The organism is Streptomyces sp. NPDC001153, from assembly GCF_053598315.1.
The window spans coordinates 60,192-85,668 of record NZ_JBSFJZ010000043.1 but is presented as its reverse complement, the minus strand read 5'-3'; the positions used below and the strand labels follow the sequence as shown (position 1 = coordinate 85,668).

23 protein-coding genes and 6 pseudogenes are annotated in these 25,477 nt (G+C 68.6%); 13 read left to right on the top strand and 16 right to left on the bottom strand.

All coding sequences use genetic code 11. From position 1 onward, the window contains the following. Positions 1-47: 47 nt before the first annotated feature. A complete protein-coding gene (locus ACWDEN_RS37240; protein WP_351622241.1) occupies positions 48-539 on the top strand; it encodes an alpha-hydroxy-acid oxidizing protein in 492 nt (163 codons plus the stop codon). Here the strand turns inward: ACWDEN_RS37240 and ACWDEN_RS37235 are convergent. Continuing rightward, positions 479-1,177, bottom strand: a complete 699-nt coding sequence (locus tag ACWDEN_RS37235; protein ID WP_351622239.1) for an SDR family oxidoreductase — start codon at positions 1,175-1,177, stop codon at positions 479-481. The two genes, ACWDEN_RS37240 and ACWDEN_RS37235, sit on opposite strands and share 61 nt — an antisense overlap. A gap of 488 nt (positions 1,178-1,665) precedes the next feature. Here ACWDEN_RS37235 and ACWDEN_RS37230 point away from each other — a divergent pair. The 3 pseudogenes from ACWDEN_RS37230 to ACWDEN_RS37220 form a co-directional block, all read left to right on the top strand. After that, positions 1,666-2,547: pseudogene (locus ACWDEN_RS37230) on the top strand (ISL3 family transposase); the annotation flags it as partial. Between the two features lie 537 nt (positions 2,548-3,084). Continuing rightward, positions 3,085-3,974 (top strand): annotated as a pseudogene (locus ACWDEN_RS37225) (IS110 family transposase); the annotation flags it as partial. After that, a pseudogene (locus tag ACWDEN_RS37220) lies at positions 3,931-4,299 on the top strand (transposase); the annotation flags it as partial. The pseudogenes ACWDEN_RS37225 and ACWDEN_RS37220, both read left to right, overlap by 44 nt. Before the next feature lie 24 nt (positions 4,300-4,323). On the opposite strand, the gene ACWDEN_RS37215 reads toward ACWDEN_RS37220, so the two are convergent. Next, complete coding sequence (locus ACWDEN_RS37215) at positions 4,324-4,530, bottom strand: hypothetical protein (RefSeq protein WP_351622262.1); 207 nt, start codon at positions 4,528-4,530, stop codon at positions 4,324-4,326. A 324-nt stretch (positions 4,531-4,854) separates the two neighbouring features. Next, positions 4,855-5,586, bottom strand: a complete 732-nt coding sequence (locus ACWDEN_RS37210; protein ID WP_351622237.1) for an SDR family oxidoreductase — start codon at positions 5,584-5,586, stop codon at positions 4,855-4,857. A gap of 95 nt (positions 5,587-5,681) precedes the next feature. On the opposite strand from ACWDEN_RS37210, the gene ACWDEN_RS37205 reads away from it, so the two are divergent. Both ACWDEN_RS37205 and ACWDEN_RS37200 read left to right on the top strand, forming a co-directional pair. Beyond that, positions 5,682-6,533, top strand: a complete 852-nt coding sequence (locus ACWDEN_RS37205; protein WP_351622234.1) for a LysR family transcriptional regulator — start codon at positions 5,682-5,684, stop codon at positions 6,531-6,533. Positions 6,534-6,874: 341 nt separating this feature from the next. Beyond that, positions 6,875-8,068, top strand: coding sequence for an IS110 family transposase (locus tag ACWDEN_RS37200; protein ID WP_450862341.1), 1,194 nt, complete (start codon positions 6,875-6,877; stop codon positions 8,066-8,068). A gap of 57 nt (positions 8,069-8,125) precedes the next feature. On the opposite strand, the pseudogene tpg reads toward ACWDEN_RS37200, so the two are convergent. The 5 genes and pseudogenes from tpg to ACWDEN_RS37175 all read right to left on the bottom strand — a co-directional run bounded on the left by tpg (position 8,126) and on the right by ACWDEN_RS37175 (position 10,903). Beyond that, a pseudogene (gene tpg, locus ACWDEN_RS37195) lies at positions 8,126-8,679 on the bottom strand (telomere-protecting terminal protein Tpg). A 9-nt stretch (positions 8,680-8,688) separates the two neighbouring features. After that, positions 8,689-8,967 (bottom strand): hypothetical protein, encoded by a 279-nt coding sequence (locus ACWDEN_RS37190; RefSeq protein ID WP_450862339.1) that lies wholly within the window; start codon positions 8,965-8,967, stop codon positions 8,689-8,691. 60 nt (positions 8,968-9,027) lie between these two features. After that, entirely contained in the window at positions 9,028-9,456 is a 429-nt protein-coding gene (locus tag ACWDEN_RS37185) for a hypothetical protein (RefSeq protein ID WP_450862337.1), read from the bottom strand. Between the two features lie 171 nt (positions 9,457-9,627). After that, positions 9,628-10,452 carry a hypothetical protein gene (locus tag ACWDEN_RS37180; protein WP_450862335.1) on the bottom strand — a complete coding sequence of 275 codons (825 nt, stop codon included), beginning with the start codon at positions 10,450-10,452 and terminating at the stop codon, positions 9,628-9,630. 172 nt (positions 10,453-10,624) lie between these two features. After that, a complete protein-coding gene (locus tag ACWDEN_RS37175) occupies positions 10,625-10,903 on the bottom strand; it encodes a helix-turn-helix transcriptional regulator (protein WP_351607307.1) in 279 nt (92 codons plus the stop codon). Positions 10,904-10,924: 21 nt separating this feature from the next. Here ACWDEN_RS37175 and ACWDEN_RS37170 point away from each other — a divergent pair. Next, positions 10,925-11,053: pseudogene (locus ACWDEN_RS37170) on the top strand (IS21-like element helper ATPase IstB); the annotation flags it as partial. A gap of 46 nt (positions 11,054-11,099) precedes the next feature. Here the strand turns inward: ACWDEN_RS37170 and ACWDEN_RS37165 are convergent. Beyond that, positions 11,100-12,089, bottom strand: a complete 990-nt coding sequence (locus ACWDEN_RS37165) for a LuxR C-terminal-related transcriptional regulator (RefSeq protein ID WP_450862333.1) — start codon at positions 12,087-12,089, stop codon at positions 11,100-11,102. A 276-nt stretch (positions 12,090-12,365) separates the two neighbouring features. Between ACWDEN_RS37165 and ACWDEN_RS37160 the strand changes: the two genes are divergently transcribed. From ACWDEN_RS37160 to ACWDEN_RS37140, 5 genes and pseudogenes are all read left to right on the top strand, one after another. Continuing rightward, entirely contained in the window at positions 12,366-12,563 is a 198-nt protein-coding gene (locus ACWDEN_RS37160) for a hypothetical protein (protein WP_351607301.1), read from the top strand. Between the two features lie 7 nt (positions 12,564-12,570). After that, positions 12,571-12,840 (top strand): hypothetical protein, encoded by a 270-nt coding sequence (locus tag ACWDEN_RS37155; protein WP_450862330.1) that lies wholly within the window; start codon positions 12,571-12,573, stop codon positions 12,838-12,840. A 174-nt stretch (positions 12,841-13,014) separates the two neighbouring features. Further along, entirely contained in the window at positions 13,015-15,021 is a 2,007-nt protein-coding gene (locus ACWDEN_RS37150; RefSeq protein WP_450862329.1) for an Ig-like domain-containing protein, read from the top strand. Between the two features lie 525 nt (positions 15,022-15,546). Further along, positions 15,547-15,684: pseudogene (locus ACWDEN_RS37145) on the top strand (IS110 family transposase); the annotation flags it as partial. Positions 15,685-15,796: 112 nt separating this feature from the next. Beyond that, the gene (locus ACWDEN_RS37140) at positions 15,797-16,342 is read left to right on the top strand and encodes a hypothetical protein (RefSeq protein ID WP_450862328.1); all 546 of its coding nucleotides are present in this window, start codon (positions 15,797-15,799) and stop codon (positions 16,340-16,342) included. A 98-nt stretch (positions 16,343-16,440) separates the two neighbouring features. Here the strand turns inward: ACWDEN_RS37140 and ACWDEN_RS37135 are convergent, their stop codons facing one another. From ACWDEN_RS37135 to ACWDEN_RS37110, 6 genes are all read right to left on the bottom strand, one after another. Next, positions 16,441-17,427, bottom strand: coding sequence for a phosphotransferase (locus ACWDEN_RS37135; RefSeq protein ID WP_450862327.1), 987 nt, complete (start codon positions 17,425-17,427; stop codon positions 16,441-16,443). A gap of 453 nt (positions 17,428-17,880) precedes the next feature. Next, the gene (locus tag ACWDEN_RS37130) at positions 17,881-19,542 is read right to left on the bottom strand and encodes a hypothetical protein (RefSeq protein ID WP_450862326.1); all 1,662 of its coding nucleotides are present in this window, start codon (positions 19,540-19,542) and stop codon (positions 17,881-17,883) included. A 100-nt stretch (positions 19,543-19,642) separates the two neighbouring features. After that, positions 19,643-20,718, bottom strand: a protein-coding gene (locus ACWDEN_RS37125) for an IS630 family transposase (protein WP_450862324.1) whose coding sequence is annotated in 2 segments (ribosomal slippage) — positions 19,643-20,233 and positions 20,236-20,718 — 1,074 coding nt in all. Because the reading frame shifts where the segments join, the coding sequence is not laid out codon by codon here. Between the two features lie 91 nt (positions 20,719-20,809). Continuing rightward, a complete protein-coding gene (locus ACWDEN_RS37120; RefSeq protein WP_450862322.1) occupies positions 20,810-21,415 on the bottom strand; it encodes a dihydrofolate reductase family protein in 606 nt (201 codons plus the stop codon). A 435-nt stretch (positions 21,416-21,850) separates the two neighbouring features. Beyond that, positions 21,851-22,237, bottom strand: a complete 387-nt coding sequence (locus ACWDEN_RS37115) for an FtsX-like permease family protein (RefSeq protein ID WP_351607278.1) — start codon at positions 22,235-22,237, stop codon at positions 21,851-21,853. Beyond that, positions 22,237-22,377 carry a hypothetical protein gene (locus ACWDEN_RS37110; protein ID WP_450862320.1) on the bottom strand — a complete coding sequence of 47 codons (141 nt, stop codon included), beginning with the start codon at positions 22,375-22,377 and terminating at the stop codon, positions 22,237-22,239. The genes ACWDEN_RS37115 and ACWDEN_RS37110 overlap by 1 nt, the downstream gene beginning before the upstream one ends. A 400-nt stretch (positions 22,378-22,777) precedes the next feature. Between ACWDEN_RS37110 and ACWDEN_RS37105 the strand changes: the two genes are divergently transcribed. Continuing rightward, the gene (locus tag ACWDEN_RS37105; protein ID WP_351607272.1) at positions 22,778-23,044 is read left to right on the top strand and encodes a hypothetical protein; all 267 of its coding nucleotides are present in this window, start codon (positions 22,778-22,780) and stop codon (positions 23,042-23,044) included. A gap of 264 nt (positions 23,045-23,308) precedes the next feature. Here ACWDEN_RS37105 and ACWDEN_RS37100 read toward each other — a convergent pair whose 3' ends face one another. Then, entirely contained in the window at positions 23,309-25,201 is a 1,893-nt protein-coding gene (locus tag ACWDEN_RS37100) for a 3'-5' exonuclease (protein ID WP_450862318.1), read from the bottom strand. Positions 25,202-25,477 lie beyond the last annotated feature (276 nt).

Genomic DNA, 25,477 nt, shown 5'->3' with positions numbered 1-25,477 from the left:
TCACGTAATTCGGCTCTGGCGCTGATCTTGTGACGCGGTAGGTGTCAGTGGACATCGCCGCCGCGGCCACCGGCCCGGTGTGGATGCAGTTGTATTGGCTCAAGCGCCGTGACCTGATCCGCCGGGCCGAGGCCGCCGGTTTCCGCGCGCTGGTCCTCACCGTCGACGCGCCCAGGATGGCGTTCCGTCCGGCGGGAGGCCATCAACGGGTTCGCGGTGCCCCGGGCATCCAGGCGGTCAACGTGGCGCATGACGTGATCGCCGCCTCGCACGGCAGCCGGGACGGGGAGCCGGCCATCGCTCGGCAATCCAAGGAGCAGTTCGGCGCCTCGATCACCCGGGATGACGTCGCCTGGCTGCGCGAAGTGACCTCCCTGCCCCTGGTACTGAAGGGCGTGATCACCCGCCTTCGGCCTGCACCGCGTGGTACGCGGAGGGGCCGAAGGCGCCTTGTCGTACGGTCGTTGGGAGCGCGGCGTCAGCCGGCCTGCCCGGTCGGCCGCATGGTGATGTGGTTGATGTCCACACCCGCGGGCTGATTGACGGCGAAGACGATCGTGTCCGCGACCTGCTCGGCGGTCATCACCGGCGCCGCCTCGGGGGTGCCGCCGCGCTCGTCCCAGAACGGGGTGTCCACCACCCCGGGGGCGACGACCGTCACGCCGACCCCGTCCTTGCCGACCAGCAGCCGGGTGTTCTCGGCCAGTGCGTGGGCGGCCCACTTGGTGACCGAGTACAGGTTGCCAGGCGTGTTGCGCACCCCGGCGACCGAACCGATGATCACGATCCGGCCCTTGGACTCCCGCAGGTGTGGCAGGGTCTCCCGTACCAGCAGAGCCGGGCCCAGGACGTTGGTGAGGACCATGGCGCGCATGTCCTCGGGGGCGTGGCTCTCCAGGTTGCCGGGCAGTGAGAAACCGGCGTTGGCAATGACGTTGTCCAGTCGGCCCCACGCCTCCACCACGCGGCGCACGGCGGAGGCGACGTCGTGCGCGTCGCTGGTGTCGCCGGTGATCGTCAGCAGCCGCTCGGCCGCTCCGGCCGAAGAGGCGAAGGCGGCCAGCTTCTCCGCGTCACGTCCGGTGACGGCCACGCGGTGGCCCTGCTTGAGCAGGGCGCGGGCGGTGGCGGCGCCGATTCCGGTCGAGCCACCGGTGATCAGCGTGGCGGGTTCCATGGGACGGCCTCCTCAGCGATGTGGTCATCGGGGCTCCGCCAGGGCCCCCGATGCCGATGAACACGAGGTGGCGCGTGAGGTCGACCGACTCCGGGTCGCCGGTTCCCCGAAACGCTTGCACTATACCCAGCGATCTTCCCGCCAAGCCGGTACGCCATCGCTGGCTGGCCACGATGCCGCACGAATGGGGCCGAACTCCCGCTGCTGGCCGCCCTGTTGGGACCTGCGCGGCGCGCAGGTCCCAGGCTGCGCTCACGCTGCCGGTCTCAGTGACGGCTGAGACCATGGCTCGCGTGTTCTTCGCGGAGTTTGCAGACGTTTTTCCCTCATCTGGCTGGTGTCGTGGTGGAGTTAGTCGAGCGGACTGCGGCTGGGATGGTCACGATGCATGCCCGGGCCCGCTCGGCGGGTGCGTACTGTCCACATTGCGGTAGTGCGTCGCTCCGGGTGCATGGCCGGTACATGCGACGGCTTGCGATACCGCGGTCGGTGGCGTCAATGTGGTGATCGCGCTGCTGGTGCGGCGGTTCAAGTGCCAGAACACGGCGTGCCGGGCCGTGACGTCCGCCGAGCAGATCGCGGGGCTGACGAGTCCGCATGCCCGCTATACACCGCTAGTGCGTGAGCAGTTGACCTTGGTCGCTCTCGCGCTGGCCGGCCGTGCGGGTGCCCGTCTGGCCGGGGTGTTGGGCCTGCGCGTCGCCAAGGACACGCTGTTACGTTTGGTCCGCGCTGTACCGGAAGATCCCGTGGGTGAGATCCGCGTGCTCGGTGTCGACGATTTTGAGCTGCGTAAGGGCGACTCGTACGCCACGATCCTTGTGGACCTGGAGAGACGGCGTCCGGTGGACGTGCTGCCCGGCCGGGATGCCGAACCGCTGGCCGCATGGCTACAAGCCCATCCGGAAGTGGAGATCATTTGCCGAGACCGGGCCGGGGCCTATGCCGAGCGCGCCCGCAGCGGAGCCCCACAGGCCCAGCAGGTCGCCGATGCCTGGCATTTGTGGCACAACCTCGGCGAGGCCGTGGACAAGACCGTCGCAGCCCACCACGCCCGCGTCCGGACCGCGTTCGAGAACATTCTTCCGGCCGTGTCGCCGACCAGCGACGACGTCTGGCTGACGCCGCCGGCTCCGGCTGCCGAGACGCTCGACGTCTGCGGACGAGAACGCCAACTGGTGACCCGGACCAGGGAACGCTACACCGCCGCGCGACGGCTCTTGGACGACGGCAGCACGCTGGAGGATGTCTGCCGGACCCTGCGGCTGGACCGGTCCACCGTCCGCCGCTTCGCCCGCGCCACAGGCATCGACGAGCTGTTGGTCAAAGCGACGAACCGCTCCACCATCCTGGACGAGTACAAGCCCTAATTCGTTGGTAGCGGCACCGGCGCGGCTTCTCGGAGCACTGCCGGACTGTTCGAGTGCGGGACTGTGACGCCTTCCTGGACCCCGGCTGACGAAGCCCTCATTGGGAGAGCGGCGCATGACCCCGTACTTGTGAGCATTGGGACATGACGCCTTACGCCTTCCTGGCTTCGAGCCCTCGCGGGAGAGCGGCCCAGGTCCCCGTGCTCGTGGTGGTGGCGGTCGCGTGGACGCCGGCGGACAACCTATACAAGCGTTGGCCTGCTAGGCCTCTAGGTAGAGCGGTGACGTTCGGCGTCTTCACGGCCGCCACCACCCATGCGGGATGACTCGTTGATGTTGGTGGTACGAGCCCGCTTCACGGTGACCTCTTGACAGTCCCGAGCCGTCGAGCTCCGGGCAAGACCGAGGCCCGTGGCGCGCGCTGGTGTCACGAACGGCTTGTGAGATGTCGGACCGAAGAGTCCTGGAATTAGGGAGCCGCGTGGCCCGCATGCGCTCGTGACCAGCGCAGATACCATCGCCAAGGGGAGGAACAACTTGATCTACTGCGGTATCGACTGGGCCGAAAAGCATCACGATGTCGCTCTCGTCGACGACACCGGGCAGCTGCTGGCCAAGCGCCGCATCAGCGACGATGCGGTCGGTTACCAGCTGCTGCTGGACCCGCTTGCCGAGTACGGCGACACCGAAGAAACTCCCATCCCGATCGCGATCGAGACCAGCCGCGGACTGCTGGTTGCCGCCTTGTGGCAGGGCAAACGGAAGGTCTTCGCGGTCAACCCGATGGCCGCTGCCCGATACCGTGACCGGCACGGCGTCTCGCGCAAGAAGTCAGATCCCGGCGACGCCCTGGTCCTGGCGGACATCCTGCGGACCGAAATGCCCGTGCACCGCCCGCTGCCGGATGACACCGATCTGGCCCGGGCCATCGCTGTCCTGGCGCGTGCTCAGCAGGACGCCACCTGGAACCGGCAGCAGATCGCCAACCAGCTCCGCTCTCTGCTGCGCGAGTACTACCCCGCTGTCCTGGATGCCTTCGCCGGATGGCAGAACGGCCTGTGCCGCCCCGAACCCGCGAACTACTCAAAGTGGCGCCGACGCCGGCCCAGGCCGCGCGGCTCACCCGCGCACAGCTCCGCTCCGCCCTCAAGCGTGCCGGTCGCAGCCGCGGCATCAAAGCAGAGGCCGAGCGGCTCCGCGACATCTTCCGAGGCGACTACGCAAGCCAGCCACGGCTCGTCGAGGAAGCGCTGGGCAAGCAGGCCCTCGCCCTCCTACGTCAGTTGGAAGCCGCCTGCCTCGCGGCCGACGAACTCACCGAGGCGGTCGAGGCGTCTTTTCTCCAACACGGGGACGCGGAGGTGATCTTGAGCTTCCCCGGTGTCGATCCGCGCCGCCCGGCCCGACGGCGCCCCGATCTACGTGATCATGGACAACCTGTCCGCCCACAAGGGCACCGGCATACGCCGCTGGGCGAAGAAGAACAAGGTCGAGCTGTGCTTCACCCCAATCTACGCCTCGTGGGCGAACCCGATCGAGGCGCACTTCGGACCGCTGAGGCAGTTCACGATCGCCAGCTCCCACCACCCCAACCCCACCGTGCAAACCAGGGCCCTGCACGCCTACCTGCGCCGGCGCAACGCCAACGCCCGCCACCGCGATGTCCTGGCCGCCGAACGCAAGGAACGCGCCCGCATCCGCAGCGAGAAAGGCATCTACTGGGGAGAACGCCCCCTGACAGCCGCTGCCTGAACAAGCTGGCGAAGCTATACGGTCTCAACGCTGGGAATCCTCCTCAGGCGCCGTGATTCCAAGGTCGATACGCATGACGCGACGCATCGCCCACAGAGCGTCCCAAAGCCTTCTCATGTCCTCTTGGGCTGCATCCACGCCCTCGCCCTCCTCAGCGATGCCTGTGTCGAGCCGCTTCAGTAAGCCGTGCAGATCGCCAAACCCGCGGTTTACCGTGCTGGCCGCTGTCATCACGGCATCGGATTTGGCGCGGCAGACGCCACTCCAGCGGCCATGAGACCGACATCGTGTGACGGGACGCGGTAGTTGGAACCATGGGGGTGTGGTGGCCTTGCGATGCGGATCCCCGGGTCACGATTGTTGGAACCAAATGGTCACGCTGCTTGCAAGCTGCGGTGAATTGCCATCCATGTTGGAACCAGTAGCGGTGCGGAGCGTTGCCCCAAGCACCGGAGCGTCGGCCGGAGCGGCCGAAGCAGTCGATGAACCTGTTCGAGACGCGCGGGCGAAGCGGCCTCACCCTGGTGGCTGCGCGGGTGATGACCGCCGTGCACTTCACCAGGGCACTACGCCGGCGTCCTCGAAGAACTGGCCCGTCGGGCCGTCGTCGGGCAGGGTCGCGAGTTTGATGGCGATGGCCGCGCCCTGTTCGGGGGTGCGCACGCCCCGGAAGCCGTTGAGGTCGGTCGCGACGTAACCGGGGCAGCCGGCGTTGATCAGGATGTTCGTGCCGCTCAGCTCCCGGGCGTACTGGAGGGTGACGGCATTCAGGAACGTCTTCGACGGCGAGTACGCCACGGCCACTGGACCTGTGGTCAGCTCACCAGCGGTCCCTGACTGCCGGGTGAGGGAGCCGACACTGCTGGACATGTTCACGATCCGCGGTGAGGCAGAGCGGCGCAGCAGCGGCATCATCGCGTTGGTGACGCGGATGACGCCGATGACGTTGGTCTCCACGACCGTGCGGATGGTGGCGGGGTCGACGCGGGTGGGCTCCTGGGGCGTGCCGCCTGTGATGGCGGCGTTGTTGACGAGCACGTCGAGGCGCCCGGCCTGTTCCTCGATCAGCCGTGCGGCGGCTGTCGCGCTCTCGTCGTCGGTCACGTCCAGCGGTACGCCGAACGCGTCGACGCCAGCGGCGCGCAGTCTCTCCACCGCGGCCTTGCGACGCTGATCGTCGCGGGCGCCGACGCCGACGCCCCAGCCGAGGGCGCCCAGGCCTGCGGCGATCTCGTAGCCGATTCCCTTGTTTGCGCCGGTGACCAGCGCGATCGTTCGTTCGCTCATGGGGACCATGCTGCTCTCGGACCCCGGCGGGGGTCCAAGACCGATTGGGTGGGCAACGATACCTTCCAGGTATTGATCCGGAGTACCGTGGCCGGATGGAGACCAGGGAACTGCGCTACTTCGTGGCTGTCGCCGAAGAGTTGCACTTCGGGCGCGCCGCGCAGCGGCTCGGGATCGCACAGCCGCCTCTGTCACGAGCGATCCAGCAGCTCGAACGCCGACTCGGGGCAGCGCTGCTGGATCGGACCAGCCGCACCGTCGCGTTGACCGAAGCCGGCTCGGTGCTGCTGGCCGAGGGCCGGGCGGCCCTCGACGCGGTCGAAGCGGCCGAGCGCCGGACCCGCCGCGCCGCCCTTCCCTCGACCGGCCGTCCCGGCCTGGTCCTGGTCACGAAGGCCACCGCGTCCCGCGAACTGCTGGCGCAACTGCTGGACGCGTACGCCGCCGAACCCGGCGCGGTCCCCGTCGACGTCATCCTGTGCGGCCCGGCCGAGCAGGAACGATTTCTGCGCGAGGGCCGGGCCGACGTGGCGCTACTGCACCGGCCGTTCGACTCGACGGCCGGGTTCCACACCGAAGAACTCAGCACGGAGGGCCAGGTTGTGGTCCTGCCGGCCGGGCATCCGCTCACCGTCCGGACCCATGTGCACATGGCCGACATCACCGGGCTGCCCGGCCTGCCCCTGCCACGCTGGCCCGACCCCGACGGCACCTACCCGCCCGGCCCCGGCCCGCAGGTCCGCGACCACGCGCAGTTGTTGCAGCTCGTCGCGCTCGGCCGTGCTTGCGCGGTCTCACCGGAGTCGTGCCGAGCTCAACTGCACGGTGACCTCGCCGCCGTGCCCGTGCTGGACGCGCCGAAAGTCACCACCGTGATCGCCTGGCCGCCGCACAGTCGGTCCAGAGCCGTCGCCGACTTTGTCCGGACTGCGACCCGTCTCCGGTAGTTCCAATACGCCTGGCCAGGTTCCACCTATCGTGTCCCGGCTCATCTGTCATTTCTCTATGCCCGTCGCTCAGTCGCCAGATGGAGTGCTCACTCGCTAGCTGAAGCGCTCCTTACCTTGTGGGCGGGTTGATTCCGGTCCTTCGTACGATCGGCAGACCCAGGGGCCTGGGTGTGGCTGAAAGCGCTCATGCCGTACGTGTGGCTTTGACTGATAGGCCGCCCAGTGCCCCGCGACGACACGGCCACTCATTGGGATGAGCGAACAGAAATCGCTTCGTAAGGACACGTCGGCGTGGTCGTCTGCAGGGACCAATCAACCGATCGGCGAGGGAGGCTCGGGTGCCCGAGCTCTGGGCGGGGACGGATGCCGGCAAGGCCGCGCACCACTGCACGGTGATCGACACGGACGGAACGAAGGTGCTCTCGCGCCGAGTACCGAACAACGAGGCTGAGCTGCTGGAGCTGATAGGCGACGTCCGTGCACTGGCCGAGGACGACCCGGTGACCTGGGCAGTCGATCTGAACGCGGGCGGAGCCGCCCTGCTGATCGCTTTGCTCACCAGTCACGGTCAACGGCTTCTCTACATCCCTGGCCGCACCGTTCACCATGCCTCCCACAGCTACCGCGGGGACGGCAAGACCGATGCCAAGGACGCTTACGTCATCGCCGACCAGGCACGGATGCGCCGGGACCTGCAGCCCCTGCAGGACTGGGACGAGATCGCGGTGGACCTGAAGATCCTCACCGCTCGCCGCTATGACCTGGCGGCCGACCGCAAGCGGGCCATCAACCGCCTGCGGGCTCAGCTGCTGGAGTACTTCCCCGCTCTGGAGCGGGCGTTCGACTACGCCGCGTCCAAAGGCGCCCTCACGCTGCTGACCGGCTACCAGACGCCAGCAGCCCTGCGCCGGATCGGTGCGAGCCGGCTGACGAGTTGGTTGAAGAACCGCAGGGTTCGCGGCGCCCAGGCCCTGGCGGACGCTGCAGCGGCCGCGGCGCAGGCCCAGCACACCGCCGTCGCCGGGGAGGCCACGGCCGCAGCTGTGGTCTGCACCCTGGCCAAGGCCGTGCTGGCGCTGGACGAGGAGATCGCCGACATCGATCTGCAGATCGCGGCCCGCTTCCGTGAGCATCGCGACGCGGAAGTGATCGTCAGCATGCCCGGAATGGGTCCGTTGCTGGGGGCAGAGTTCATTGCCTGCACCGGAGGGGACATGGACGCCTTCGGCAGCACGGGACGGCTTGCCGGAGTCGCCGGTCTCGCGCCGGTCCCACGGGACTCAGGCCGGATCAGCGGAAACATGCGCCGACCACATCGCTACCATCGCCGGCTCCTGCGCGTCTTCTACCTCTCGGCCCAGATCGCCGCGCGCTTCTGCCCTACGTCGAAGACGTTCTACGACCGCAAGAGGAACGAGGGCAAGAGCCACAAGCAGGCGATCCTCGCACTCGCTCACCGTCGGCTCGACGTCCTATGGGCTCTCATCCGGGATCAACGGCACTGGGCCCCCGAGCCGCCCCAGCCAGCTTGACAAGGACGATTGGGAATCAGTCACAAGGGGACGGGGCGTTTGTACGGCAGCGGGTGGCTACAGCTCGATCTCGATCTGCTCGATGTCAGAGAACTCCACGCCCAGGCCGTGTGCGCGTGTGTGGTTGGCACGGAAGTACATCTGCGCGAGGCCCTCGGCCGCGATCTGCTGGAGCTGGCGTTCGGTGGCGCCCTGTTCCCGGGCGGTGAACAGGCGGTCCGCGAACTCGGGCGGGAGGGCCTGGGTGATGTCGCGGATCCGGGCGTCGTCGGTCGTGCCCTGCGCGGCGGTGAACCCGAAGCGGGCGCGGGTGGAGACGACCGGGCCGGTGGTGGTCGCGGCCTTCTTCTTCGCCTTGGCCCTGACCTGCGGCTGCCACCGCTTCTTGACCTCGCGGTCTATGCGCTCGCGCAGCTCGCGGCGGGGGCGCTTGAGCGTGCCGACCACGTACCGCTCCACGGTGCCCTGGGACACCCCCAGCAGCTGGGCGACCGCCTTGGTGGTCTTGAGCTGCTTGACCAGTACTTCAACTGTGCCTGGGCGCTCTTGGGGGCGGGGCGGGTGAACGCCCCTTTCGGCGCACGGTCCAGGCTGTCCCCGATCGAGTCCAACATGGCCTGCTACTCCCCTTCTCCGGTGGTCGGGTCGTTCTTGATGAGGTTGGCGATGTTGAACACACCGCCGTGCTCCTCGAACTGCTCCTCGGCCCAAAGGACGGTCTGGGTGCCCTGGTGCTTGGCCATGCCAGGCAAGACGCCGAGCCGGAACGCGCCGGGCACGGGCTTGCCCTCCGCGGTGTGGGGCAGGACGTCCAGCGGGGACGGGCCGGGTGAGGGGTAGACGATGGCGTCGGTGCCGATCGCGACTGGGTACAGGTCGGCCGTCGCGGCGGTCTTCATAAGCTTGCGGTGCAGGCCGATCCGCTGGTTGGCCAGGACGGCGGCCCGGATGTCGGGGCGCTACGTCTCCCTGGCGAGCGCCGGCCACGGCTCGTAGTAGGGCACCTGTCCCCGGTTGCGCTGGCGGAGTTTGCCGATCCCGCCCTTCGCGGTCGCCTTGATCGCGTTCACCAGCAGCGCCATCGCCGGGTCGACCTGCTTGGAGCGGGCTATCGCGTCCAGGAACTCCTGGCCGCCCAGGTCGGTGGTGACGTCGAGGTCGGCCATCGTCGCCACGTACGCGTCGCGCAGCCGCTTGTACCAGGGGTCGAGGTGGCGGCCGGTCTGGGTGCGGACGTATGCCTCGATCGGCGCGACCTCGAAGCCGAGCTCGACCGCGTAGGCGACGGTCGGGGTGGCATACCAGGCCGGGCCGGTGGGCTCCTCGCCCTTTGGCGTGAACGGGCTGGGGAGCCGGTCACCGTCGACCGTCCGGCCGTTGATCTCCACGAGCGCGAGGTCGACGTGGCTGAGGTCGACCTGCCACCGGGCAGCGACGGATCGAACTTCGGGTTGCCGGTGAGGTGGATGGGGCCGTTCAGCCCGACGGTGAGCCCGTTGGCGGCCGCGGCGAACGACATGTTGATGCCGATCGCGACCAGGAACTGGTTCACGCACTCCTCATCGGTCAGCGGCCGGCACCGGTCGTAGGGCTCCTCCATCAGCATCTCGGCCGGAGTGCGCAGGTGTTGCCGGGCGAACTTCCCTTTCAGAATGGGGTGTTCGTCGGGACCTCGCACTCCACCACGTCGTACACGGCGGTGAGCGCGTCCGTGTTGAAAGCCTGCTTGAACTCGCCGGTGCCTCGTCCCTCTCCGAAGGGGTCGCCGGGCGCAACGCAGTCATCAGTTCCAGGCCGGTGACTGCCGCGGTGCCGCGCGGCGTCATCACCCGCTCCGCACAGGCGCCCAGGTACCGGGCCAGGTCCGCCGGGTGCATCATGGGCAGCTGCGGGTCGTCCTTCTTGTCCCACTCCCGTGCGTCCAGGGCGTTCCAGGCCGGGATGCACAGCTGGACGCAGTTGCGCTTGGAGCGCTCGGCCGGGCGGTAGATCCGCGCCCACGGCCCGAAACCGCGCTGGGTCAGCTTCCAGTCGGCCTTCGCGAGCTGCTTGACCACCTTGTGGCCGTCCGCGAGCCGTCCGGCGCGCCGCTCCTCCTCCGACAGGGCGACGGGCGGGCCGTAGCGCTCCAGCGCAGCCGAGGTGAGGACCAGGACCGGGTCGGCGTCGCGGCCGTTGCGGTGCAGACGGGCCTGCCCGAGCTTGGCCTCGGCCAGCGTCCACTCGATCAGCGACGGCAGCGACTTGGCGGGCACGTCCAGTACGAGGCCGCCGACCCAGTACGCCAGGACCTGGCCGTCCTCTTCGACGCCGACAACGGCCAGCGGGCCGTTCTCGAAGCCCGGATCGGCGGCCGCCACCGGGGCAGCCGGCTTCTTCGACACCTTCGTCGCCCCCGGGCGCCGCGACGCCGACGGCCTGGTGCCGACGGCTGGGCGGTGCGGGCCAGTCGTACTCGCCGGCACCTTTTACTGCTGGGACTGCAGCTGCATGTGCGGGGGCGCCTGTTCCGCCGCGGGCTCCGGTGCGGCGGGGCCCGTGAACGCCTCCGGTACCTCAGGCTCCGCGGCGGGGCCTGGGAAGCGTTCGGCCAGCTTCTCCCGGAGCCTGGCGTAGGCGGCACGCTTGCGGCGGCCGCGGTTCGGTCTTGCCCAGCTCCCAGTTGACGACGGTCTCACGGCGCGTCTCCAAAGCGGTGGCGATCTGGGTCTGGGTCAACCCGGCAGCCTCCCGCAGGCGCCTGCGTTCGGCAGGCGAGGGCAGATCGTCCTGGGAGACCTGTTCCAGGAGCGCATACGACCAGCTCCTGCGGCGCCGCCGACCCGACCATCCCACCCCGTGAAAGAGGAGAACATCGTGACCCTTCCCCGCCAGCGAGGACTCACCGAGCAGGCCACCCCCACCGCCGTCGATCAGGCATGCCGCATGCTCCGGCTGCCCACCATCCGCTCCCAGTTCCCCGACCTCGCCGAGACCGCGAGCCGTTCCTGCCGAGCCCCGATACCGATGCCGGTCGTCTCCTGGTTGCCGTTCACAGCCAGCCGCGTTGGGCGGCCTTGAGACCTGCCTCGAAGCGGCTGCTGGCGTCGAGGCGTTCCATGAGGGTGGCCATTTGGCGGCGGACGGTGCGCAGTCCGATGCCGAGTCGTTTGGCGGCGGCCTCGTCGGTCATGCCGCGGGCCAGGAGGGTGAGTAGTTCGCGTTCTGCGGGTGTGAGGCCGGTCCCGGTGTCGCGGGTGGTTGCTGCGCCGAGGGGGACGGCGGTCGCCCAGGCCTGTTCGTAGACGGCGATGAGCGAGGCGACGATCCCCGGCTCGCGGGTGCACAGCGCGCCGGCCCTGGTGTCGGCGGGGTCGATGGGGACGATCGCGGTTTCACGGTCGAAGATCAGCATGCGGGGTGGCAGCAGCGGTGCGGTGCGGACCTCTCCGCCGTTCTTGGTCAGCCAGTGCGCGTAGTCGTATGTAGCCTGGTCGTTGCGGACGCTGTCCTGGTAGAGCGTGAGGATCGCGATGCCACGGCCGAGCGCATCGGCGTCCAGTGGGCGTGAGGCGTCCAGGCTGGCCTGGGACTGGGCGCCGCCCGGCATCACCGACAGGCACTCGCGCTGCAGTTCCTTGGCGAGGATCTCCAGTTTGCCCTCGATGGCGTCCATCCCCACCAGACGTTCCGCGCCGTTCACTGGCGTGTTGGGGGCGAGCGCGCCGAATGCCGCGACGGCTTCGGCGGCTGCGGCCTTGCTCGCGGCCAGTTCCTGGGCCCGGCGCGCCAGGTCCGCTTCCTGTCGGCGGACCATCAGATCGAGCGCTACGTGCGGGCTGACGACACGCAAGCCCCCTGGGATGTCCCGCGATGGGCGCACGAACGCGCAGTCGGCCAGGTCGTCCAGGGCTGCGCGGACTTCCCGTTCCGTCAGGCCTGTGACGGCCTGGAGGTCGGACAAGTTCGACTGCGGATGCCGCAGCAAAGCCGCGTACACCGTCTCGACCACCGGTTCCAGCCCCAGAACACCGAGCACCATGATTGCCGCACCCCCCGTGCGTCGTGACGCCTGCAGACCACCGTGCAGCCGATGATCCTCTCAGTACCCGGCCAGCCGCGCAACGCCCGGCGGGTGAACGGCATCGGATGCTCGGGGCAGGCACCAAGGTGCCGGGCAGCTTGGTGCCCAGCTGACCCCGTTCCCCCGGGCCCGACCCGCACGGCATTGTTTTCTCAACGCGCCGGACAGACAGATGATCCGGCGCCGGACCATCAAATCCAAGAATTCCATTCAGAAATGGATCCGGGGGCTGTCATGTCGAAAATCGTTCGCGCCGCAGTGATTGCCGTGCTCGTCGCCACTCCCGCGTTCGGGGCAGCCGCCACCGCCTCGACAAGAGCCCTCGGCGCCGGCATCGGATGGGACCAGGCCCCCACGTCGGCAGCGGCAGCAGGCGCCCCTGTCACCTCCGCGGTGACACCGTCGCAGGCGGACGGCATCGGCTGGGACTAGGAGAGCCATGCACCTCGTCCACCTCGTCCTCACCCGCCCCGACCTGCCCCGGCCCAACTCGGCCGACGCCGAGCGCGTCCTGGACACCCTGTGGGCCCACCTGGATCCCCGCTCCGGCATCGAACACATCCGGACCCGGCCCCGGGCCAGCGGAGTAGATCTCGGCCTCTTCTTCAGCGGCGACGGAAACGGAACCGGCGGCGCCCCGCAGACCGCGGCCGCGATCGCCCACCTCCTTGCCTCCCTCCCCGGCTGGACCGCGACACCTCCGGAGTGAACGCGCACGCCCAGCAAATCCCGCCGAAATCTTTCGCTGGGCATCGTGTCAGAACTCCCTGGACACGAATTCCTAACTCTGGACAACCCGGTGTCCATTGTCTCGCTCCTCTTGCCGCACCGCCGACGACGGCAACGCCACACCTCACCTTCACCACGACTCGGGGGAACACCCATGTCCAAGCCCAGCCCCGCTCGCGCCCTTTCCCGCCTTGCCCTCGTGACCGCGACCGCGGTCGTCGCCGGCCTGTGCACGGTGGCGCCCGCCTCCGCGGACACCGGCACGTACGACAACAGCGGGACCGAGACACCGACCTCCACGGGCACGCTCGGCACCGGGGTCGGGCAGAAGCTGACCGGCGCCCAGATGGTCCAGCGCGCCAGAGACTGGGTCAGTCACCAGGTCAGCTACAACCAGTCCCAGTCGTTCTCGGACAGTGAGGTCGGCGGCCCCTACCGCACCGACTGCGGCGGCCTGGTCGACATGGCGTGGCAGCTCACCAGCAGCCCGGTCGTGACCACGCCCTCGCCCGGCATCGACTCCTCCACCTACAGCACCAAGCTCACCAGCTGGTCCCAGCTCCAGCCCGGCGACGCCCTCGCCGTGCCCGGCGAGCACATCAACCTCTTCGCCGGCTGGACCAACCAGGCCAACGGCGACTTCACCTACATCGCTGAGGACAACCCCAGCGTCCCCACCGGCGAGTACCGCGCCAACATCCACGACACCACTATCGACGGCTACGCCCCCTCCTCGTTCGAACTGCTGCGCTCCAACAACCTCGCCCCGGCCATCCCCGCGAACTTCAACGTCACCATCGATGCCAACGGCGCAGCCCTCGCGTCCGGCCAGACCGTCACCGGCACGGTGAACCTCACCGCCATCGCCAGCTCCCAGGGCGTCATCAACTCCCTGAGCTACACCATCACCGGACCGAGCGGCACCCAGACGATCAACGGCGGTACCGGCGCCAGCAACTACGCGCAGGCCTGGAACACCACCGGCCTGCCCAACGGCACCTACACCATCTCGGTGAACGCGAACGAGATCGACGGACAGAACCACACCTACGGGCCGGTCACCGTCACGACCGACAACGGCAACACCTCGGACAGCACCTGGTCGGTGTACAACCCTGACACCAAGACGATGACCCTGTTCGGCCTCGGATCCGGCGGCCACCTCGGCCTCACCAAGACCACAAACGGCGGAGCAAGCTGGAGCAACTGGACCGAGGCCAACGCATACTGGACGCTGCAGGGCACACCCGACGCGGTGTACGACCCCGACACCAAGACCACGATGCTCTTCGCCCGCGGGTCGGCCAACGGCGCCATGGGCATCAGCACCAGCAGCAACAACGGTGCCAGCTGGTCGAACTGGACCCAGGTGAACGCCTACTGGAGCAACTTCAAGGGCGACGCCTCGGCCGTGTACAACCCCGACACCAAGAAGGTCACCGTGTTCGCACGTGGCGGGGACGGCAAGATCGGTTACACCCAGAGCAGCAACGACGGAGCCACCTGGTCGAACTGGGCCGAAGTCAACGCGTACTGGAACAACTTCGCCGGCGACCCCCACGTGATCTACAACCCCACCACCAAGCGGATGACGGTGTTCGCACGTGGCGGGGACGGCAGAATCGGTTACACCCAGAGCAGCAATGATGGAGCCAGCTGGTCGAATTGGGCCGAGGTCAACGCGGACTGGAACAACTTCGCCGGCGACCCCCACGTGGTTCTCAACCCGGACACCCACCAGATGACGGTCTTCGCCCGCGGCGGGGACGGCAAGATCGGCTACACCCAGAGCAGCAACGACGGAGCCAGCTGGTCGAACTGGGCCGAAGTCAACGCGTACTGGAACAACTTCGCCGGCGACCCCCACCCCGTGTACAACGCCCGCACGAAGACGATCTCGCTGCTCGCGCGCGGCGGGGACGGCAAGATCGGCTACACCCAGAGCAGCAACGACGGAGCCAACTGGTCGAACTGGGCCGAAGTCAACGCGTACTGGAACAACTTCGCCGGCGACCCCACTGCGACCTACGACCCGGACACCACCCAGAACACGGTCTTCGCGCTCGGTAGCGGCGGCCACATGGGCTACACCCAGAGCAGCGGAGGCGGCTGGACGAACTGGGCCGAGGTCAACGCATACTGGACGCTGATCGGGTCCTGATCCATCAACTCCGGCGCCGCCGCACACATGATCGCGGGCCGCCCCCCTCCCCCCTGTCCTGCGGCTCCCCCAACCGGGAGCCGCAGGACACGCGTTTCTACAGGTCGTTTCGGTGGCGAGGCCGGGAACTCTCCCGAAGCTGACGCCCCCGCGCCCTCCGGGCGGCCCCCGCGCAGAGCTCGCGCTCTGCGCGACGGCCTCGACCTCAACGCCCTCGCGGCCCGCCACGCGCGGCTACGACGCGGACGCCTACCTGGCCGCCGTGGCCACCAGCCACCCCGCCCTCGGACACCGTCGCCCGCACGTCCTCCGCACGTCCTCCGCACGTCCTCCACCTGCCCCGCCTGCTGTGGCACCCGCACCGCAACCGGAACTGGCGGCGGCGTCCTCGCCGCCCGGCGCGCCCGCTCTGCGGCCTGCTCGGGCGACCGCCTGCCACTCCCGGACGACTCGCCCGTGCTCCTGTACCTCACGTGCCTGAACAGACAGGAGATATCCGTGGGGCACGATCACCGGAGGGCCACCCCGCACGACTCCGGACACGTCAGCGGGAACCTGCATCGCCCCACCCGCTACCATCGCGGACTTCCACGCGACTTCTGCATGTCGGCCATGAGCAGCCTCCACTGCTGCTCGCAGTCTCGGCGCTTTTACCAGCGCAAACATGGTGCTGTGAGGTTCGTTCGCTGAGCCCGGAAAACCGTTGGACCCGCTGACGGGGGCGCGTCATAGGGTTCGGGGCGCGGAGAGGCGGTCGGCGGAGAGGGAAGGGTGGATGGCGGGACTGTACGAGATCTGGCAGCGGGCGGAGGTGTCGCGCAGGCTCGACGTGTTGTCGGGCTTCATCGCGATGTGTGTGGCGGGGGACCACGACGCGCGATGCCGTCTCGACCAGCTGGTTGCCGGCGCGGACACGGCCCTCTCCGCCTCGCCCCCGGATGTGGTGGTCGCCTCGGAGTACCTGGACGAACTCGTCTGGTGGGCTGACACGGAGTGGGCCGATCACCCCTGTCGTCCCGTGGAAGCCCGGCCTGACGAGGCCGATCGGCAGACGCGTGACTACGCCAAGGATCTCCGGCACGCCGCACTCCCGGTCCGCGTCCGGGACGAGATGGGTCGCATCGAACTCAGTCTCGAGGTGCGGTTCCTGGCCTTGTGCCGCCAACCGGGATTGGACTGTCGGATCCGCCAGGACGTCTTCTACGTCGCCGGGCGTGCCGCGATGGCCCTCGACCTCGGGCAGTTGGAAGCGGCAGAGCGGGAGATCCGGCGCATGGAACAGGTGGGTTCCGTGGAGCCGCGGGAGCGCCGCTGCGGCTGATTCGCGGCTTTCCGAAGTCCATTGGCGTGGAACGATCTCTTCACGTGGATCAAGCCGCGTTCACAACCCCTTTTCGGAGGCGGGGAAGTTCCTCTCTGCTACGGGAGGAGTGCCAGGGCCTCCTTCAGGTTGTGCTCGGCGATCTCGTGCATCAAGGCCCGGTCGGGGTAGTCGCCGTCAAGCAGGCGCAACGGGCCGGCGACCAGGGACAGGCGCATCGCGAGCACGTAGAGGTCCAGCCGCTGTGGGTCGAGGCCGGGCCGGGACAGGACGGGGTAGCGCTTTCCGAAGCGGAGCTGGAGGAAGACGTGCTCCCACTCGATGTCGAAGTGCATGAGGCCCTCGATGTCGATCAGCACCGCGTGACCGTCGGCGTCGACCAGGACGTGGTCGGGGCCCAGTTCTCCGTGGATCAACCCGTATGCGGTACGGGGGGTCACCAGTGCGGCCAAGCCGTGGAGACGCTCGCGCAAGTGACCGTCTGCCGCGGCGATCCTGCGATCTCTGCCCGAGGTCTCTTCGATATCGCGCAAGGCCCGGTCGAGAACCAGTTGCTCACAGGAGGCTCCGCTTGCAGTGCCGCCCTGCTCAAGCAGATCCACCCGGCCGTACGTCGGGGCGAGGTGGCGGTGCATGACGTCCACCATCGCGGCCAGGTCGTTCAGGGCCGCAGTCGCGCGGGCGGGATCGCTCTCAAAGAGCGCTTCGAGAGTGCCGCAGGAGATGTCCTCGACCACGGCCACGTCCGCCGGGTAGAGGTGCTGGCTGTCGTCCGCCAGGAGGATCCGAGGAGCCCTTACCCCGAGGCCTGCCAGACTCCGCTGGGCGGTGAGGAACGGGACCAGACCTGAGGCGGGTGCGAACGGGTCACTGGTATCGATTCCGTTTTGGCCCGGCCAGAAGTTCTCCTCTTCGGCCCAGCTGTAGACGATCACACTCGTCATCGGGGTTCCGTCAACTCGAACCCGGTACACCCCCTTCTTGCTGCCCCCGCGCAACCGGTCCACCGCGACCACACGGCAGCCCGATCCCAGCACGTCACGCACCAGTCCCGACAAGTCCTCGATCTCCGCGAGCTCTCGCATCGGCAGAACGTATCGAACAGGACGGGCGCACAGCGGTGAAATACCCCTCCATCAGCATCCGACTGCCGACCAGCGGCACGCGCCCGGCCCCACCGCAACCGCGGCCGAGCCCGGCGTCTTCCACCGACACGGAGCAACGGGCCCTTGCACGAGCCCGTATCGCCGCCGTACGCCAGCTGCTGCAGGAACACCTCGGCCTCACCGCCGAAGAGTACGGCGGCCAATCGTCTGCTGCTGGACCTCAGCCCTCAGTTCGCCGTCGCCGACATATTGCACCCCTGATGGTCATTCCGCTGGCTGTAGGCACGGCCATCCGGAACACCGCGGTGAGTCGACGCGACGTGCAGGGATAGCGGGAGTCCGAGGCGAACATTGCCTAATTCCCTGTTACTGAGGACGACGGTTTGATGTCGTCTCGTGACGGGCGCGCCAGCCGGAGAGGGACCTGTTGTCTCAGGGCCGCACCAGTATTCGTGTGACCCCGGCGACCAGCGTCGTGGCTAGTGTCCAGCCACTGATGATTAGCGCATAGGCCAGCGCCTGGCTGGACCCGCTCGGATTCCACGCGCCCGATTGACCGAGGCTCACTACCGGCACCAACAGGTCGAGCGTGTAGGCGACCGGGTTGAAATGCGGTCCGCCCGTGCCCAGCGGTGCGGGGTGGTGGGAGGCGAAGTAGACCGATCCGGCGGCGAGCAGGCCCAACAACCACAGCCCGGCCAGCCACGGCCGATACCCGTAGCCGACCGTTGCGTCCTGGAGAAGGCCCCATGCTTTCGCTGGCAGGCCCGCCGCCTCACGTCGCCGCCGCTGCTGGGCAAGCAGCACCCGCCGCGACTCGCCGTCACGCCCCACCGCGCGGTAGCGCGCGGCCAGCTGCTCGTAAGGCTGAGGCTGATACGCGTCACGAGCCAGCCACGGCAGTCGCATCCCGGCCGTCGGCAACGGCATCAGTTCGTCATAGACGAAGCCGTCCAGGCGCAGCTTGTCGGGCCAGGACGCGGCGTCGTCCTCGAACGTTGTAGTCCGTGCCCGCCGCAAGTCCAGGCTGTGCGCGGTGAATCCCTCATTGCAGAACATCGCCCCTTCGACGCGCGCGCCGGAGGCGTTGAGCGTGCCCAGTCGCGCACCGCTCAGTGTCAGCGGCCCGACGACACGGGCCGAGTTGAGCCGGACCGCGCCCGAAGTCGTGACGCCCGACAGGTTGACACCGCCCTCGACCGAGATGTGGTCTGCGCGCAGCGCCGTTTGGCCGTGGTCGTCCACCAGGTCGGCGTCGGGCAGTATGAGCCCGCCCTTGATCGTGGCGTCGCTGAGGTCGACGCCGCCGGTGACGGTGAACCGGTTCTTCGCTCGGGTGTTGCCACGGCGGGCGAACATGCCGGTGTCCACACGCAGCCCCTGCGCCAGCAGGGCGGGCGTGGGTGGGCGGTTGGGCTCCTCATGGGTGATCCGCGCGCCGTCCAGATGCAGGTAGCCGCCGATGCGCGCGCCGGGGAGCCGGAACTGTCCGTCGATGACGACGTCGTGGCAGTACATCGCGGTGTCGACGACGAGCAGGTCGCCGTTGACGGCGGTGCGCGGCGGCGTCCAGTCGGCGTCAGGGTCCGGTGGTTCGGGCGGGGGCGCGGTGATCGTGGTCCCGCTGATTTCGATCTCGAAGACGCGCGCCGCGTAGAGGCTGAGCCGGTCGAGGCGGCAGCCCTCCATCTGGAACTCGCCGCGGATCTCGGCGCGGTTGGCTTCCAGCACGGTGAGGTAGCAGCCGCGCAGGCGCACGCTGCGAGTCTCGGCTTCGGCGAGGTCCAGGCCGTCGTCGAAGCAGCAGTGCTCGAAGCCGAGTGCGTAGGGGACTTGCGTGTGGGCGAGCGTGAGTCGCCCGACGACACGAGCGCCGGCCAGTTTGACCCCCGCGCCGCGGTTCGCATCGGGCCCGCTGCCGGTCAGCAGCGCCGCGATCACCTCGGCGCGAATGTCGCGGGTGCGCGGCCACGACGTCGCTTGGCCGGGGCCGTCGTCGGGTCCGGAGCGCAGGTCGACCAGGGCGCCGGTGGGGAAAGCGTGCCAGAGCCGCTCCTCGGTGGCCGTCAGGGTGCTGATCTGGAAGCCGCTCACGGCATTCGAGCATCGCTGGACAGGGTCAGCAGCGCAAGGGGATTGCCTGCGCGGCGGACGATCGCGGCGGGCGAGTTTCCGACGACGGCGTTTCGCGACGTCATGGCGGTAGCGGGTCGAAGGTCAGGCCGGTCTCCGCAACGAAGCCGTCGAGGACGACGGGCCGGTACTGAAGGCGCTTGAGTCGGTTGCGGATCAGCGTCTCCAGCGCATCGACGGTGAGCGCGGCCAGGTTGGCCAGGCTGCGTTTGACGTGGGACCACACGCCCCCGACCGGGTTCAGGTCCGGGGCGTAGGCCGGGAGCAGCACGACGGTCAGCCAGGCTCGTTCAGCGATCATCTGTTTCATGATTGCCGACACGTGAGTGTTCAGCCGGTCCCAGACCAGGATGATCGGGGCTCTCAACTGCTGGTGGGCGGCGTCGATCAGCCCGATGTAGTCGCGTTCGGACAAGGAGCGTCGCTCGTTCTTGCGGCCGCGGTGGATGCGCAGCCGGTAGAACAATCTCGTGCGCGCCCCGGGACGGACCGCGATCACTCCGACGATCGACACCCGCCCGGAGCTGCGCCCGGCCACCTTCACGATCGGGGTCTGGCCCCGACGTCCCCAGGTTCGGCCGCGCGGCGGCGTCAGATGCTGGCCTGCCTCGTCCTCGAAGCAGACGAAGGCGCCGAGCGCGGCCTGTGTCCTTTTACCGCAGGCCACGTTGTTTCCTTCCAGGTGGCGATCGCGAGCTCGTCGCGCTGGGCGGCCCGTCGCGCCGGCATCTGCGGGGTGAAGCCGAGCCGACGGATCAACCGGGCTGCCGCGTCGGCGCTGTAGGAGACATGGAGTTTGCGGCCGATCAGCTTGGCGACCCGAGCCCCGGTCCACACCTGGTCCTCATCCCAGCCGAACGCCGCCGGGCTCTCGTTCAGCCTCGCGGCCAGCTTGACCTGCGACTTCGTACTGAGCTTGCACCGCTGCCCCAGCGGGCCCCGGCTTGCCAGCGCCGCCGTCCCGCCGCGCTCGAAGTCAGCCCTCCACCAATATATCGACCGCACCGTCACCCGCAGCCGCTTGGCGATCTCCGAAGGCGTGACGTCCTCGACGAACATCGCGGCAGCCTGCATCCGCAACGCCTCGCGGCGCGCCCGCCCCGCGGCGTCCAGCCCGCCGCCTTGCGCATATCTCACTTCAACTACATAGCGCCGTCAGGGCCGTTCGTCAGCACGGTGAACCTCGGCGAGACGACATCAAAGCGCCGTCGTCAGTAGCGGTGCGGCACTAGTAGCTGTCGTAGCTGGGCTTACCCTGCGGCCGGTAGGCGCCGACGATGGTGCCGCCCTTCGTCGTCGAGACCCTGACCGGCTCCAGCGCAGTGGGGATCGCTCCGTCGGCGAACAGCCGCTTGCCGGTGCCGATGATCACCGGATGGATGGTCAGCCGGTACTCGTCGACGAGGCCGTGCTGCATGAGGGTCTGGGCGAGGTCGCCGCTGCCGACGACGTTGATGTTGCCGCCGTCGGACACCTTCAGCTTGCGTACGGCTTCGACGATGTCGCCCTCGAGCAGCGTGGAGTTCTGCCACTCGACGGACGTCAGGGTCCGAGACGCCACGTACTTGTGCATGCTGTTCATCCGATTGGTGAACGGGTTGTCGGGATCGGCGGTCGGCCAGTACGCCGCGAAGAACTCGTACGTCTTACGGCCGAGCAGCATCGCGTCAGAGGACTCGTACCAACCGGCGATGGCCGTGCCGACCTCATCGTCGGCCACCGGTTTCTGCCAGCCGCCGTGCTCGAAGCCGCTCTGAGCGTCCTCGTCCGGGCCGCCCGGCGCCTGCATGACGCCGTCCAGCGTCAGGAACGTGCACATGATGATCTCGCGCATGGTGCGCTCCCTTCGTCGACGGGTAGACCGCACAACCACCGGAAACTCATCGGCAGAACTCCCGTGGCGCCGGACTGCAGTGACTGACTGCCGGGCGACTGCTCCCTGCTCGGCAGGGCTGCCGGTGATCGACGTGGAAGGCATCACGGCATGACGTGGTCCTTGCCCGAGCCGATTTCGACCGTGGCCGTCGAAAGCCCTGCCCTGCGCGCCGGGTGGGCGGCGGAGCCGAAGTTATGGACGGGGTTTGAGATTGGCCGTTGTCCACGACGGAAACGGGATCGGATCCCCCAACATGAGGGACCCGACCCCATACATGCCTTCAGTTCTGGCACGCGCACGCTGACGCGGTCTTGGCCTCCGACGCAGTGAGGCTGGGGCCGACGGAGGTCTCGTCTGACGCGTCGACGCCGCAGCAGGGACGACCGCCTGCCGTCACTCGGTGTGTAGGACGCGGGCGGCGATGGTATGCCGGGCCGCCGCACGCGCCGGCAGCACCGCACCCAGTGCGGCGATCGCCACCCCGGCCAGCACCATCAACGTCATCACCCCTGGGGGCCACACGTCCAGCATCCGAGCAGAGAAGGTGAGTTGGGCCGCGTACTCGGTGATCGGGATCACCACATGGTATGCCGCAACTCCGAGCGGCAGTCCCAGGATCCCGCCCACCAGCCCGAGTCCGGCCATGGACACCACCATCATCACTGTGACCTGGCGTGGCGTCATGCCGATGGACTTGAGCATCCCGAGGTCGCGCCGGCGCTCCCGTGCGTTGAGCACGACGCTGTTGAACACGCCCATCGCGGCGACCAGCGTCAGCATCAGGTCAGCGCGGAGGCGGAGCTGATGACGGTCACGGCGTCCGTGTTCAGCATGGTGTCTTTTGTCGGGTAGAGCACCGGGTCGACGGCTTGTACGGCCTTCGTGTAGGCGTTGAATTCGGCGCCTCGGGTGAGGCGCACCCACTACTGGTTGGCCTGCGCGTCCGGTGCCAAAGTGGTCACCGTCGACCAGTCCGCGCGCATCGAGTCCTCCGGGCCGGCCAGGATCTCCCCGACCAGGGGTCACGCGCTCCTGGCGGCCGTCCGCCGCGGTCAGGGTGAAGGAGTCGCCGAGCCGCAGCCCCTGCTTGCCTCTTCCTCGGCAGGAAGCACTACCGCAACGGCGACCGGAACTTCCCCAAGTCCACGGTCCACGCGAAGTTCGCCGAGTTCGCCCAGCGCATCGACCTGCGCGACGAGCAGGGCAAGCGGGTCAGGATCTCCCGGCCCACGCCTTCGGCCACACCTGTGCGACCAGCCTGCTCAACGCCGGCGTCCCCCTGCACGTCGCGATGCGCTGCATGGGCCACACGACCCGACGATGTTCCTCCACTGCGCCCAGAACCTCTCGACCGTCGCCGAGCAGGAGTTCCTGCGCTACAAGAAGGTGACAGCCGACGGGCGCGAGTACCAGCGCGACGAGACCCGGGACCTCGTCCAGCGCCGCCAGGCTATGAAGGCCTGGCCTCCTCTGGCCGGTGCCGCACCGCAGGGCAGGAAGGGACGCCCCGCCGGAGATCCCACCGTGGCACGCCGCCAAGCGGCCACCGGCATGCGCACCCGCATCGTCCACGAGCTCAGGCGATGAAGCCGAGGGAGTCCTGCTGTTGCTGCCCGACGCGGCAGCGTCCAGCGCTGGGCCACCGGTGATCCGGCATCCAACGAGGTGCTGCGCGTGTGGTACCCGGCTGTCACCGTGCCCGCCGCCTGGCCGCCATCGCCCTGCCGGAGGAGGAGGCCGACGCGCTGGCCCAGTTGCTGACCGAGCGGCAGCTATCGGCCCGCGTCGCATGAAACCTGCTTCGTCCTGTCCAACCCACCGATGCGAAGTCGGCCAGCGCGCAACCGTACGTCACAGGCCGCGCGCCCTGTTCCAGTTGTTGATACGCACCGCGTAGATGATGTTGCCGATGCCCCCCGTCAAGCAGAACAGCCAGAAGTGCGCAGAGAACGACTGACGGCGCCGACGCTGATGGCCCTCACCGGCGACCGCCGTTGCCGCAGCGGACGCGGCCGTGCGGCGGCGATGCAGGGTTGGCTCTCCCGGTGACGCCAGAAAGGCGGCAGTGGTGGTCCTGTGGTCCCCATGAGGCGCTTGGGAGATGATGTTCTGGTAAGACTCGGGGTTCCTGGAGTGAGCGGCCGGTGTGCCGCCATGCGAGGGTTGGAGAGGCACTGGGGCCGCTCCTGCTTTCCGTCCCACGCGGCGGAAGCGTCCTTTCACGGTGAGCGCGAGCCCGGCCGCCTGGCGTAGATCCACCAGGGCATCGTCGAGAGTCTGCTCGCTTCCGTGGGGTGCTTTGGACCTGTCGACCATCAGTCGGGGCGTTCGGCCACGGGTGAACTGGACGAAGGTCGCTTCAGGGTCGGCTGACTGTTCGACCAGCCACCGGACCGAAGCGGTGAACGTGCCTGCGGTCAGCTCGTCAGGCAGCTCGTGCAGACGCCACACCGGGCCCGCACCAGGGCCGGTGAATACCAGCGGACCACAGGCTGCGACCGCCTCAGCGGGCTGCGCGGCGGGCTTCATCTGCTGCTCGAGCCACCGTCTGGCGGCGGCGGGTGCCAGTACGGGCAGGCGGTGCTGGGTCACCACGCTGGGGCTGGGGACCGTTGCCGGGTCGGTGGCGATGACAAGTCGGGTGGTCTTGGAGGGCCGCACACCGATCGTGGCCCCGTGCCGCTCGGCCCAGGCCGTCAGGTCGCGCACAGACGCGTCCTGGCCGACGGGCACGATGCGCACCCCCTTGAGCTCGTCCCCCACGCTGGGCAGATCACGGGCGGCAAGATCCGACACGCCAAGATGCCGCGCCACATCGGTCAGCTCCCGGACGGCTCGCGGCGAGGGGTCCGGCACACGGGAGCGCACCGTTTGCCACACGGCGGCGTGTGTCTGGCGCACCGAGGTCTGATGGTGGCCGGCTGCACTGGCCAACGTGACAAGTCGCTGTGCCTCATGGCCGGCCAAGCGTCCCTGAATGGCGAGGCCTTCGAGCACGCGCTGGTATTCCCCAGCGGTTGCCGGATCCCGCGGCACCGTCCTGCCACTCGGCAGCGCCGCGTGGATGTGCGCGGGCCAGCCCTGACGGCTGCCGGGTGCCCCCGCGATGCGCGGCCGGCTGCGGACGGCCTCGGGCCATACCGGAAGCGCTCCGGCTGGGCCGCCCGTCAATCTCAACGGCTGCGGACTAGTGGCCAGCAGCGTGCTCAGGGCCCGGGCCGTGTTGCGGGCGTCTTCCAAAGCCGCGTGGCCGTGGGACGGCCAGCCTCCGGAGAGGTCTTTGACGATGCCTGCAAGAGTGTAGCCACGCAGGTCGGTCTGGGCGCGGAACGCCGTCAGCGTGCACAAGCCGGCCATCCGCAGCCTGGCGGCTCCGGCCCGCGCGAACTCGGCCTCCAGGAACGAGGCGTCGAAGGCCAGTTTGTGCGCCACCACCAGCGAGCCGCGCATCAGCCGCAGCAGCGTCCCCGCGACCTGCGTGAACAGTGGTGCCTCTGCGACGTCGTTCTCGCTGATGCCGTGCTGTGACTGGTTCTGCCGCGACATCGGCCGCTGTGGGTCGACCAGGGTGGAAAATTCCTCGACCACGGTGCCGTCGGCCCGCAGCCGCACCGCCGCGACTTCACACACACGGTGGCCGCGCGCGGGAGACAAACCGGTGGTCTCCACATCGACCACCGTGTACTCAACCTGCCAGGGATCCACGCCCTGAAGCCCCCGCCGCAAGAACACCGGCTCAAACACCGCGCACATCCCTTCCCCGCACATTCCTCACTCAAGCGGCGACATCTTGGACGGCCACCCGATCAGCAACGCCACTGGGGATCCATGGAACGGACACGTCTACCGCGTGAGATCACATAAGAGCCCACCACTGGTGCGCGAACTCGGCGTTCGGCCTCTGATCACACGCCGGCACACCAAGCCCGGCTTGGGCGTGGGCAACCAGCGGTGGGGGCGAGAAAGGTTTCGCACGCCTGCACGGCGACCGTCTTCACACCGCAATACCCGCTCTCCACA

What these genes read in the sequence shown, in the direction of transcription:
- ACWDEN_RS37235 (WP_351622239.1), bottom strand. Translation starts at nt 1,177, where the DNA reads ATGGAACCCGCCACGCTGATCACCGGTGGCTCGACCGGAATCGGCGCC.
- ACWDEN_RS37215 (WP_351622262.1), bottom strand. Translation starts at nt 4,530, where the DNA reads ATGACAGCGGCCAGCACGGTAAACCGCGGGTTTGGCGATCTGCACGGC.
- ACWDEN_RS37210 (WP_351622237.1), bottom strand. Translation starts at nt 5,586, where the DNA reads ATGAGCGAACGAACGATCGCGCTGGTCACCGGCGCAAACAAGGGAATC.
- ACWDEN_RS37205 (WP_351622234.1), top strand. Translation starts at nt 5,682, where the DNA reads ATGGAGACCAGGGAACTGCGCTACTTCGTGGCTGTCGCCGAAGAGTTG.
- ACWDEN_RS37190 (WP_450862339.1), bottom strand. Translation starts at nt 8,967, where the DNA reads ATGAAGACCGCCGCGACGGCCGACCTGTACCCAGTCGCGATCGGCACC.
- ACWDEN_RS37165 (WP_450862333.1), bottom strand. Translation starts at nt 12,089, where the DNA reads ATGGTGCTCGGTGTTCTGGGGCTGGAACCGGTGGTCGAGACGGTGTAC.
- ACWDEN_RS37160 (WP_351607301.1), top strand. Translation starts at nt 12,366, where the DNA reads ATGTCGAAAATCGTTCGCGCCGCAGTGATTGCCGTGCTCGTCGCCACT.
- ACWDEN_RS37155 (WP_450862330.1), top strand. Translation starts at nt 12,571, where the DNA reads ATGCACCTCGTCCACCTCGTCCTCACCCGCCCCGACCTGCCCCGGCCC.
- ACWDEN_RS37150 (WP_450862329.1), top strand. Translation starts at nt 13,015, where the DNA reads ATGTCCAAGCCCAGCCCCGCTCGCGCCCTTTCCCGCCTTGCCCTCGTG.
- ACWDEN_RS37140 (WP_450862328.1), top strand. Translation starts at nt 15,797, where the DNA reads ATGGCGGGACTGTACGAGATCTGGCAGCGGGCGGAGGTGTCGCGCAGG.
- ACWDEN_RS37135 (WP_450862327.1), bottom strand. Translation starts at nt 17,427, where the DNA reads ATGCGAGAGCTCGCGGAGATCGAGGACTTGTCGGGACTGGTGCGTGAC.
- ACWDEN_RS37120 (WP_450862322.1), bottom strand. Translation starts at nt 21,415, where the DNA reads ATGCGCGAGATCATCATGTGCACGTTCCTGACGCTGGACGGCGTCATG.
- ACWDEN_RS37115 (WP_351607278.1), bottom strand. Translation starts at nt 22,237, where the DNA reads ATGCTGACGCTGGTCGCCGCGATGGGCGTGTTCAACAGCGTCGTGCTC.
- ACWDEN_RS37105 (WP_351607272.1), top strand. Translation starts at nt 22,778, where the DNA reads ATGTTCCTCCACTGCGCCCAGAACCTCTCGACCGTCGCCGAGCAGGAG.